At 44.0% G+C, this 11,050-nt stretch carries 12 protein-coding genes and 1 tRNA gene; 9 read left to right on the top strand and 4 right to left on the bottom strand.

The genetic code is table 11. The features are described from left to right. The coding region (locus ACP5N5_RS03175) for a TldD/PmbA family protein (protein WP_428132831.1) at positions 1-1,322 on the bottom strand (1,322 nt) is incomplete at its 3' end. A gap of 189 nt (positions 1,323-1,511) precedes the next feature. Between ACP5N5_RS03175 and ACP5N5_RS03180 the strand changes: the two genes are divergently transcribed. Further along, positions 1,512-2,204, top strand: a complete 693-nt coding sequence (locus ACP5N5_RS03180) for a CdvA-like protein (RefSeq protein ID WP_428132837.1) — start codon at positions 1,512-1,514, stop codon at positions 2,202-2,204. 46 nt (positions 2,205-2,250) lie between these two features. Here ACP5N5_RS03180 and ACP5N5_RS03185 read toward each other — a convergent pair whose 3' ends face one another. Beyond that, entirely contained in the window at positions 2,251-2,814 is a 564-nt protein-coding gene (locus tag ACP5N5_RS03185; protein ID WP_428132840.1) for a chromate transporter, read from the bottom strand. A 98-nt stretch (positions 2,815-2,912) separates the two neighbouring features. On the opposite strand from ACP5N5_RS03185, the gene ACP5N5_RS03190 reads away from it, so the two are divergent. From ACP5N5_RS03190 to ACP5N5_RS03200, 3 genes are read left to right on the top strand one after another with little or no spacing between them, the layout of a single operon-like run. Beyond that, positions 2,913-4,298, top strand: a complete 1,386-nt coding sequence (locus ACP5N5_RS03190) for an acetate--CoA ligase family protein (protein WP_428132845.1) — start codon at positions 2,913-2,915, stop codon at positions 4,296-4,298. Between the two features lie 15 nt (positions 4,299-4,313). Beyond that, positions 4,314-5,012 carry an acetate--CoA ligase family protein gene (locus ACP5N5_RS03195; protein ID WP_012608596.1) on the top strand — a complete coding sequence of 233 codons (699 nt, stop codon included), beginning with the start codon at positions 4,314-4,316 and terminating at the stop codon, positions 5,010-5,012. Between the two features lie 11 nt (positions 5,013-5,023). Then, entirely contained in the window at positions 5,024-5,932 is a 909-nt protein-coding gene (locus tag ACP5N5_RS03200; RefSeq protein ID WP_428132851.1) for a coiled-coil protein, read from the top strand. A gap of 7 nt (positions 5,933-5,939) precedes the next feature. Here the strand turns inward: ACP5N5_RS03200 and uppS are convergent, their stop codons facing one another. Further along, positions 5,940-6,725 (bottom strand): polyprenyl diphosphate synthase, encoded by a 786-nt coding sequence (uppS, locus tag ACP5N5_RS03205; RefSeq protein WP_042667965.1) that lies wholly within the window; start codon positions 6,723-6,725, stop codon positions 5,940-5,942. A 161-nt stretch (positions 6,726-6,886) separates the two neighbouring features. Between uppS and ACP5N5_RS03210 the strand changes: the two genes are divergently transcribed. From ACP5N5_RS03210 to ACP5N5_RS03225, 4 genes are all read left to right on the top strand, one after another. Continuing rightward, the gene (locus ACP5N5_RS03210; protein WP_042667667.1) at positions 6,887-7,273 is read left to right on the top strand and encodes a 30S ribosomal protein S8e; all 387 of its coding nucleotides are present in this window, start codon (positions 6,887-6,889) and stop codon (positions 7,271-7,273) included. Positions 7,274-7,323: 50 nt separating this feature from the next. After that, a complete protein-coding gene (locus ACP5N5_RS03215) occupies positions 7,324-7,620 on the top strand; it encodes a signal recognition particle protein Srp19 (RefSeq protein WP_042667666.1) in 297 nt (98 codons plus the stop codon). Positions 7,621-8,271: 651 nt separating this feature from the next. Continuing rightward, a complete protein-coding gene (locus tag ACP5N5_RS03220) occupies positions 8,272-8,538 on the top strand; it encodes an H/ACA ribonucleoprotein complex subunit GAR1 (protein ID WP_428132862.1) in 267 nt (88 codons plus the stop codon). Beyond that, the gene (locus ACP5N5_RS03225; RefSeq protein WP_428132869.1) at positions 8,535-9,404 is read left to right on the top strand and encodes a transcription initiation factor IIB; all 870 of its coding nucleotides are present in this window, start codon (positions 8,535-8,537) and stop codon (positions 9,402-9,404) included. Before ACP5N5_RS03220 ends, ACP5N5_RS03225 begins: the two co-directional genes overlap by 4 nt. On the opposite strand, the gene ACP5N5_RS03230 is transcribed toward ACP5N5_RS03225, so the two are convergent. Then, positions 9,401-10,654, bottom strand: a complete 1,254-nt coding sequence (locus ACP5N5_RS03230; protein WP_428132877.1) for a hypothetical protein — start codon at positions 10,652-10,654, stop codon at positions 9,401-9,403. The genes ACP5N5_RS03225 and ACP5N5_RS03230 overlap by 4 nt on opposite strands. Positions 10,655-10,729: 75 nt before the next feature. Here ACP5N5_RS03230 and ACP5N5_RS03235 point away from each other — a divergent pair. Next, a tRNA-Val gene (locus tag ACP5N5_RS03235) sits at positions 10,730-10,819 on the top strand. Positions 10,820-11,050 lie beyond the last annotated feature (231 nt).

Here is an 11,050-nt window from a genome sequence, read left to right on the forward strand (position 1 = left end):
TCCAGGTTTCTATCTACTCCATCTATGCTACTATAGAACGACTTCGTGGTAACCTCCAGCACCGGGTTTCTAACATATCCCTTTAACTCTCCATTCTCTATCATGTATGCCTCCAGCCCGACATACCTCTGACTCCACCGTTCATCATCGATGTTCCACTCCATGTAAGACTTAATATATACTCCTCTCTTAACCGATTCTAAGAGCTCTTCAAAGCTCATGTCCCCTGGTTTTAAATACGTATTTGCCATTCTAATAATAGGTTCACTGGCGTAGTCCATGGCTCTAGCTGCTCCATTACTTCTAGTATTATAGAATGGGGCTGTGAACCTGTTTTGCAGGTGCTCGTATATGACTCCCTCTTTGTAGAGGTATCTAGCTCTAGCTGGAACGGCTTCATCATCGTATAGGTAGAAACCATAGCTTCCAGGTATGGTTGGGTCATCTATGACTGTAGCGTATTCATTACCTATCCGGGAACCCTGCATACCTGGCTTTATGAAGCTTTTCCCAGCCTGGGCTGCTTCCCGGCCCATTATTCTATCTGCTTCACTCGGGTGCCCGCATGACTCATGGACAACTAGCCCGACGATCTCGCTTCCCACGATAACGTCTACCGGGTCTGTGGGGGGTGGCAGAGCCTTGAAGAGGATTTCTTCGTATCTACCTACTTCCTCAGGCAGCTTCTCATGGAGCCTCCACTTCTCAAGTAGCTCTAATCCACCGGAGCCCCCCAATTGCTCCCACCTCTGTAGACTGCCCTTCGCAGGCGACGTCACCACCATGTTGTAATACATGGTTATCCTAGGAATACTTGACTCCACGTATCCGCCATCACTATTGACTATTATCTTCTCCTCAGTCCACTCGTTATATGTAACAGTTAATACGGGGATACGTGCCTCCTTAGTGGAGCCCTGTATGTTTCTCCACAGCCCCGTCATATAGTTGACTTTTTCATCCAGCGGTATTGAGTCAAATGGTTTTCTAGCTACAACGGAGTACCTGGCTCTTCCAAGCCTTGAGTCGTCTTGTTTCAACGGCTTCTTCATGAGTTGAGATACTGCCTTCGCTAATGAGACGGCTTTCTCCACAGTCTTTCTTACCCCATCCCTAGTTAGCTCGGGTGTTGCAGCAAACCCGAGGGCCCCGTTTACTACGACTCTGACAGCTATACCTCTACGGCTCGTAATGCCGGAGCCCATTACATTTCCATTTCTAGTATAAATAGTGAACCCGTTGATCCCGTGGTACCTTGCTTCACCATAGGATGCGCCTAGATCGCTGGCTAATTTAACCGCGTATTCAACAAGATCCAGCAATGTTTACACCAAAGAACCATATATGGTTCTCAGAATAAAAAACTTTATCCCCTCGACTATTCCACAAATAAAAGATGCATTCCCAAATAGATGCGGGGAACCAGTGAACCACCCTTCAGGGCGGGGTAGGTCAATTTAGACCCTTGGTTTTTAAATCATTGCAACTGGATAGTTTACCAGGTGTATTGTATGCCGGGTCTAACAGTTGAGAAAATCGATGAATACCTTGGTAAGCCCGTGAATGATCCATACGGGAGACGAGTGGGATACATAGTAGGATTCTACAGTGACTCAGATGGTAACATTTCATCCCTGGAGGTAAGCTTCAACGACTTTGATTTTAAGCAGGTTGAAATAGAGAGGTTCAGGTTCGAGAACGGTAATATAATTCTGCTACCTGAATGGGAATACACGGCCACAGTACTCGAGAACAGGTTGGAGAGGGTTAAGAAGCGTGCTGCAGCCCTTGAGGAATTAAACAGCAGGAAGGAGATACCGAAGCACACCTATGAGGAATTCAAGAAGAAACTAGAGGAGTCTCTGATAAAGCTTAAGGAGGACTCGAAAAACGTTAAGGAGGTACTCAGGAAGAGAATGCATGAAATAGAGGACATGATAGTTGAGCTGGAGAAAACTGTAACGGCTGTAAAGGTAAGCTATATAGGTGGTGAAATACCGGAGAAAGCATATAAGGCATCCATGGATCACCTCAGGAGAAACCTGGATATCTTGAGCTCCGAGAAAGCCAGTGTTAAAAACCACCTGGATAGAATAGAGGCGTTGGAGAATCTACCAGTGGATACAGCAGTTAAGGTTAGCGTTGCTGCTGAGACACCGTCTAAATCACAGCAACCGATACCAGTTGTGGTTGTTGAGTCTTAGCGGTGTTTTAAGCAGTATTTAGCATAAGAAAAACACTGCTTCGACACTATATTCCGAAAACATATTTTAATAGCACGCTTACCAAGGCAGATACTATTATCACTATTATTGGGTGCTGGTTCCCGATATACAGTAGTATGAACGCCGCTATGAAGATTGTGAAGGCTATCAGATTTAGGCTAAATCCTACTGAAGTCAGTAGGGTGGATTTAGCCACTTTTATAAATGCATATAGTATTAATGCTACCACAGCCGCATTAATACCTCTAAACACTATCCTAACCACATCATTACCCATGTAGGGTCTGAGAGATGTAACTACAGTAAGTATCACCAGATATGCTGGTAATACAACACCCATTGTAGCGAGAATAGAGCCCGGTAGACCTCCCAGGGAGTACCCTATCCATGTGGCTGAATTTATTGCTATGGGACCCGGCGTGCTCTCAGCTATTCCTAGGAGGCTGGTGAACTCTTCATCAGACACCCAACCCTTTATTTCAACGAGCTCCTTATACATTAAAGCTATACCACCGTATCCGCCTCCAAACATGAAGAAACCTATCTTCAGGAACTCTAGGAATAACTCCAGTAAAGTCACATTACCCACAGTTCCCACCTGTTTTCAGTATTTACTTTGAATACAGTATTTATACCTTGGCCGCATTTAATCTAGGTAGAAAGATTATATTAGCAGGGGGCGTCCCAATGCTCGACTCATTCTTCAATCCAAGGAGTGTCGCGATAGTAGGTGCAACACCAAAGGAGGGGAAGGTCGGCCGGGTTATACTGGAAAACTTCATTAAGAAGTATAAGGGAAGAATATACCCCGTAAACCCCGGGTACAATGAGATCATGGGCTTGAAATGCTATAGAAGCGTGAGTGAGTTACCGGAGACACCGGATCTAGCTATCATTGTTGTACCTGCTCCAAGCGTTCCAGAGGTGCTCAGGGAGCTCGGTGAAAAAGGGTGTAAGGCTGTAATAATAATAAGCGGTGGCTTCAAGGAGACTGGGACCCCTGAAGGCGAGAGGCTGGAACACGAGATAAAGGAGTTGGCGGTGAAATACGGTATAAGAATAATCGGTCCCAACTGCATTGGTATCTTCGATAATTGGAGCGGTGTTGACACATTCTTCCTTCCAGAGGAGAAGATGAAGCGGCCTCCCAAGGGATATGTTGCCTTCATTAGTCAAAGCGGTGCCTTCGCATCCGCTCTCATGGATTGGATGGCCTATAATAATATTGGTGTTTCAAGGGCTATAAGCTACGGTAACAAGATAGACGTTGATGACATCGACTTACTTGAATACCTCGCCGGCGACGATAAAACAAAGGTGATACTGGTATACTTGGAGGGTTTGAAGAATGCCCGTGGAAGAATGTTCATTGAAACAGCTAGGAGGGTTAGCAGGGTGAAGCCTGTACTCGTGTTCAAAGCCGGTAAAACCAGTCGTGGAAGCCTTGCAGCGGCAAGCCACACGGCTGCTTTAGCTGGTAATTATTCGCTATATAGATCAGCGTTTAAGCAGGCAGGTGTAATAGAGGTTGAAAGCTTCGACGAAATGATGGATGCTGTAAGAATACTACTGGATCAGCCATTGATGAATGGTAACAGGGTCTATGTGGTTACGGACGCTGGCGGTGTCGGGGTAATGTTAACCGATGCGCTAACAGTCCAGGGTTTTGAGCTGCCTAGGACTCCGCCGGACTTAAAGGAGGAGCTTAGGAAAATACTGCCGCCTCACTGTATCGTGGAGAACCCGATTGATTTAACAGGTGATACAGATGATGAGAGATATATAAAGGTACTTGAGAAAGTATTGCCACGTAGCGATGTCGATGCAGTGGTTGTAGTGGCGCTTCCACAGGTACCAGGGATAAAGGGTGGTCTGGCAGACTACCTCATAGAGGCCAAGAATAAGTATATGAAGCCGGTTATAGTTATTTCAATAGGTGGAGAGGAGGCAATTAAGCTGGCTAGGAAACTACAGGAGAACGGGGTAACCGTTTTCGAGTCGCCTGAAAGAGCTGCTAAAGCACTTAAAGTATTATATACTTATAGTAGAATAAAGTCCAATATACAAGGATAACAGGGTTGAGGATATATGTCTCCACGTGACATATTAGCTGCAGCACTTAAGGAAAAAAGGTTCAAACTATTGGAGCATGAGGCGTTCCAAATAATTAAATACTATGGGATCCCATCCCCGGAGGTAGTGGTTGTTAAATCACCAGCAGAGGCAGTGGAGCTAGCTGATAAAATAGGGTATCCAATAGCGTTGAAAATAGTGTCTCCGGATATAACACATAAGAGTGATGTAGGCGGTGTGAAACTAGGGCTCAAGAGTAGAGAGGAGGTTGGAAAAGCGGTTGAAGAAATGCTTAGAACAGTGTCTCTTAAAGCACCAAATGCTAGACTAGTGGGGGTGTTAATGTATAACATGGCTCCACAAGGACTCGAGGTAATTGTTGGCGGGGTGAGAGACGGCATATTTGGGCCAGTAATAATGTTCGGGCTGGGCGGTATATTCGTTGAGGTATTAAAGGATGTTTCATTCAGGATAGCCCCTATTACAAGGAACGATGCATTGGGAATGCTTAATGAGATCAAGTCGTCGAAAATACTCGAGGGCTACCGTGGCCAGCCGCCAGTCGATAAGGAGGCCATAGCTGATATAATCGTTAAAACAGCTAGATTAATGGAGGAGAACCCTGAGATAGAATCAATAGATTTAAACCCGGTGATGGCCTACCCTAAGGGGGCTATAGCTGTCGACGCGAGGATCATACTTAAACAGGGTTAATGGGAGAACTAATGACGCAAACAAGTATTGAGGAAATACAAAGAGAAATAGAAGAAGCATCAAAGCAGATCAGTGAGGTAAGAGAGAAGATAAAGACGCTGAAGGAGCAGAGATACCGGTTAATAAATGAGTTGAAAACAGAAAGAGCCGAGAAGCAGAAGTATCTCGGTGAGCTGAGGTCGCTCAAGGAAAAACTAAAGAATATTAGAGAGGCGAGGAAACGCCTCCTTGAAGAGTATAAAAGGCTAGCTGAGGAGAGGAGGAGCAAGATAGAAGAGTTGAGGACGCTGAGAGAAATACTTGTTATGAAACAAAACGTCATCCAGAACATGTCGCGGGAGGCGAGGACGCCATCTAATATACTGAGAGAGGAGATCGAGAGGCTTGAATGGATGCTGCAAACTAGGGTCTTATCAATTGAAGAAGAGAACAGGGTAATACAGAAGATAAAGAGGCTTACATCACTGCTGGAGAAAGCCGAGAAGCTGAGAAAAGAGAAAAATGAAATATTAGAGGTTAAGGCATTCTATTCGAGCCTCAGGATCCAGGTAAAAGACTTAACCAGTAAGCTCAACAATATGAGGGGGGAAATAGGTAGGCTTACAGCTGAAAGGGATAAGATCAAACAACAGTTGAATGAACTAGTGAAAAAATACCTTGACTTAAAGAACGATATACAGGTTAAGCAGGACTCGGTTAACGCTATATCCAAGGAAATCGAGGATTTAACCAATAAGCTCAACGAGTTAAGGGAGAAGGTTAGCAACCTCAACAAGGAGCTGGAGAAGGCTAAACTGGGCATGGTTTTAAACATGAAGAAGCAGGAGATCCTGGAGAAGGCAAGCGGTAAGAAGCGTTTAACAATCGATGAGCTCAAGATAATATATGGTGAACCGGAGGATTTCATGGAGGAGCAGTAAGACAATATTATCTACCAAACCTTCTTTCACGCCTCTGGTAACTTCTAATGGCTCTCCAGAAATCTATTTTACGGAATTCCGGCCAGAATACATCACAGAAATATAGCTCACTATAGGCTGACTGCCATAGTAGGAAATTACTGATTCTTTCCTCCCCGCTGGTCCTGATTATTAGATCCGGATCTGGTGCTCCATTAGTGTAAAGGTATTTGCTGAATAGTTCCTCATTGATATCTTCAAGGCTTATTTTACCCTCTAACGCCTCTTTCACAATAGCTTTTACGGCATCGATTATCTCATGCCTGCCGCCGTAGCACAACGCTATGTTTAGCTGGAATGAATCATACCTGGCTGTCTCCTTCTCTAATTCACTCGCCAACACGACTATATCCTCTGGGACTAGATCCAGTGACCCGAATACTTTCACCCTGACTTTCCTCTCATGTATCTCCCTCATATTCTTTAACTCGGCTAATCCCTTCCTGGCTAGGTTAAACAAGTATTCTCGTTCACGCTCATCTCTGAACCTGCAGTTTTCAGTGCTCATGGTGTATATTGTTACATACCTTATTTTTAGCTCCCATATCCATTTAAGGACCTCTTTTATTTTCTCGTATCCATAAACATGCCCCAGTGAGGGGTCTAGCCCAAGTCTCTTCGCCCACCTCCTGTTTCCATCTGGAATTATACCTATATGTCTTGGAAAAGGCCCTCTGCGTATCTGCATCCAAAGCCATTTCTCATATATTTCATAAACCGGCTTTAAGACACGCGGGCTCAGCTTGTATAACATGTTGATTAGAAATCCCTGTAGCTCGTACAATTCATTTGACCCCGATATCACTGTTCTCCATATTGGGTATAATAATTGTTAAGGAATATAACTACTGCTCTGCTCACAAAACATTTATAACCAGGTAATACTTGTTTTAACTAGAATACAGGTGTTTAGTGATGTCTCACTATCAGGGTAATGATTTAAGAAAACCAACAGGCGGATTGAAAGGGGAGAAAAGGGGTAAGAGAAAATATGAGCTAGGCTCCCCGCCGGTAAACACCACTCTAAGTAGCAGCGAGGAGAAGATACACGTGAGGACGCTTGGAGGAGGGGTAAAGTATAAGTTAAAGAAGGCCTTATACATTAATGTTGCGGTACCCGATGACAAGACGGTTAAGAAGGTCAAGATACTGGACGTCGTCGAGACACCATCAAATCCGCAGAACGCCAGGTTTAAAATTATCTCGAAAGGCACAATAGTGAAAACAGAATTAGGACTCGTAAAGGTTACATCAAGACCCGGACAAGACGGAGTCTTGAACGGGATCCTCCTTAAGAAGTAGGCTGGGAGGGCCCTTGGATAGGATAATCACCAAGTATCAAGGGGGATTTTTTGAGTCGGGATAATAAAGGTAGGAGGATCGTTGTATACCCGGCTTACATAGACTCGAAAAAGAGCCGTAGTGAAGGAAGGAAGATATCTTTAGGCAAGGCTGTGCCAAATCCTAGTATCAAGGAAATAATAGAGGCCTCGGAGAGACTCGGGTTAAACCCCTTGTACGAGGAGAAACACTACCCGAGGCTAAAAGAGGGAAAAGGGCGTGTCTTGGTTGATAAGAAATCAGGGAAACTAGAGATCCTCCGCATGATTGCCGATGAGATTAGAAAGATGCGGGGGATAACTGGTTGAGAACCAATGGACTATATTCATTGTTTTTATCCAGGTACCTCTGAATGGGGTTCAGGTCTTTATATATAGGTTTATATAAATTGGTTTCATCACTTCATCCTTGTTCCCCCTGTATCCTGCTTGGGCTTGCATACGGCTTAGGGGCGTTCACAGGTACCCTACATCTTGAATTAAGGAATTTAAGGAAGAGATTCATACATGCCACCCCACCCCTGTCTCCGGTGAGCCCGTGCTCCGGGTACTTGAGGATCCTGTGGTCTTCTCGAATCAGCCTCTGAAACATCTACACGGCAAAAATTATACAATAATATAATAATAGCAGAAGACTAACACCAACACATACAAACCATTATAAAACCAGAAACAACTTGGCGAGGCTCATGGTTTAAGCTTTATGCTTCTAGGAAATGGTTTTCAGCTGTGAATCTCTGAGGGGTGTGCTAGCGATATATAGAGTTTGATGTCTGTATATTCCTTAATAGTGAAGTATTTAATTATATGCGTTAATGTATTATTTTATTGTTGAGCACTTTATTTAAAAACCCATGTATTACATATTTTTTGAATAATGTAGTGTTTATATGGTATACGCCTTATATATGAACTATGAGTTTAAAGTAATATAGTGATGGTAATACCAGAGTGATACTTATGAATAAGCTTGGTATGGTAGAGATTTCTACCAGGGATGGATTCCTCATCGTAAAACCCTCTACACGGGACGTCTTAAAACTAGTTAATTCCTCAGTATATGATGAGAACAATAGAAGAATAGGCAGGATAGTAGATGTTATCGGTAGGGTTGACGACCCCAGAGTAGTAGTGAAGCTAGAAAGCAAGGATCTGACCCCCTCCTCCACGATCCTCTACTATTATCTAGCCTCCCAGAGAAAGTATAAAAGGGGTGAGAGACATTGAAGTGTCCCAACTGTGGCGGCACAAACATAATATTCGATCCAGATTCAAACAGCTATATATGCCAGTCATGCGGCTTCGTGTTTAATGAGAAGCCTATCTATCAGGGTTTCGAGGGCTTCTTGAAGAATAACAATACCCCACGGTACAGTGGCACGTTTACAAACATGGTTCATGACCATGGTGTAGGAGGGACTGAGATATCTGGTTACTTCATGCGACACCTGAAACAAGGAAGGAGCTGGGTTAGAGTTAACAGTGAGATAAAGGTTGAGAAGAAGGATAGGAAGCTTAAAAAAGCGCTACAGGAGTTAAACGAGTATCTGAAGCTCATTAATCCTCCGCCAGCTGTAAAGGAGACAGCTGCAAAACTTGTCCATGAAGCGGTAAAGGATAAGAATTACAAGGAGAGTACATTGAGAAAGATAATCATAGCAGCTATCTATTTATCATATAGGATTAATGATACCCCTAAGTCTTTAAAGGTATTTATATCAGAGCTAAACGTCGATGAGAAAGACTTATGGGAGGGAGTGAGGTTAATACGTGAATCTAATAGCAATATAAAGATTTTCGGGGAAAACTTTGATCCGAGGCGTTACGTGGGTTATATTATACGCAAGCTGAATGCTCCACCGATCGTTGAGACTATGGCGAACTATATTATATCAGTGACCGAGGAACAGGGATTTATAAGCGGTAAAAGCCCGACGAGCCTGGCAGCCGCAGCAGTATATCTAGCAGGAATTCTTACCAATAATAAGAGGAACCAGGTTGAGGTTGCTGAAACCGTGGGCCTTAGCGATGTAGCTATAAGGAACGCGTATGGCTCAATCATAAAAGACGTTGACATAGAGGTTTTACTTTAAGCACGAACATTAAAGTAGTCTATGGATGCACCAAGCAACTTGGCCGCTGTCACTAGATCATCTATATAGTCCCCTATTATTAAGGCATAGTGATTCCCAATACTCTCTCTAAGGATCTTCTCAGCTCCAAGCAATTTAACGCGGACCTGTGTCCTACACATGTTCTCACTCCACTCATGCCTCTCAATATAGCCTACACCGAGTCTGAGAGTGGAGACCTTGTTGTCAAGCCTGTAAACAGTCACCTTGTCCCCCACTCTATAATCCACGCGTAAGCTGACTCCAAGCCCCGATTCAAAATGCGTCACTAATGTGTAGCCACCTATTATTGGAGACGTGCAGTGTGCGAGCACTATGCTGTCACTTGTGATCTCGGCTATATTAGCCATAAAAACCGGTTTCAACGTAATCCACTCGCCTAGAGCCATCGAGATTAATAGTGGTATGTCTCCCTCACAAGACGCTGGTATAAGCATTGTGTTGAATAGTGCTAGGGCAAGGCAGGACGTCGTCTTTAAACGGGGTATTATATCAAAGCATTTTATTGTGAATCCATCGAGGTTGTAACGGGTGATTAAGGCTTGTAATGCCTTATATAATCTAAGCGCTTTAGCCACTTCTTCACTGGTGACAAGTGTTTCATGGGCTCTTCCAAGTATATCATTTATCTCACTCGCATTCACCACTGCCTCGTTATATGCCTTGATCAATTCCTCGGTATCTATGTATGATAACTGGAGATCCATGAGGGGTTTTAAGTATTCACTGCCTACCCTGCTGTAGATAAGCCAATCGCTTATACCTCCTATCACACCCAGCTTAGCTTTCCTCAGCCTGCATACCGCCGAGTATATCCTTGACAACCTCTCCACTAATTCCACTAGATGTTCTATGTCCCTGTAACCGGTAACCATTAAGGGTTCTCTCCCTTGTTCTCTATAGTATGCGAGGAACTCTATGGTGGCTGGCAGGCTATTATATTTATTATTGTAGAGGAGGGCAACACTGCGTGAATTATTAGCAATCCCCTGTAATATGTGCTCTGTACCCCCTGTTGCAACTATAATGATACTCAGATCACAGGCAGGATACCTGGCTATATTAGACTCGGTAACTAAGCCTATTAACCGTGGACCACGTATCTTCTCGGCGAGCTGTCTCAGAATCTCCTTAGCCACATTTAATCCAAGCATAGAGGAGGCAATTGAGACGCATACATCGTGTAGACTGCTTTGTGGGATAGAAGACAAGCAATCACCCGGTTCTCCACATTGATAATATATTGTAAAGAATTTTTAACCCCGGTCTATCCATATAATGAGGAAGGGCCCGTCGTCTAGCCTGGTTAGGACGCCGCCCTTACAAGCCCGGTTTGAGAGAGGCGGAGGCCCGGGGTTCAAGTCCCCGCGGGCCCATTCTAACTATATGTTGTTCCAACGGTGATCAGGGGCAACCCCTCATACCCACTGATTCTACACTCACCACCAAAAACAAGATAGAGAATAAAGAGATTGTAAACCTAGAGGTACTAACAGCAGTAACAGCACGAGGCTACAAAATAGCTGAGTTACCGGCACTATCTTCGCTAGGAGCAGAAACGTTTATTAAGGTCATTGAGGAAATTTTTATAGACAGTTGGGATCGAA

Source organism: Desulfurococcus sp. (genome assembly GCF_049970475.1).
Taxonomy (GTDB): Archaea; Thermoproteota; Thermoprotei_A; order Sulfolobales; family Desulfurococcaceae; genus Desulfurococcus; species Desulfurococcus amylolyticus.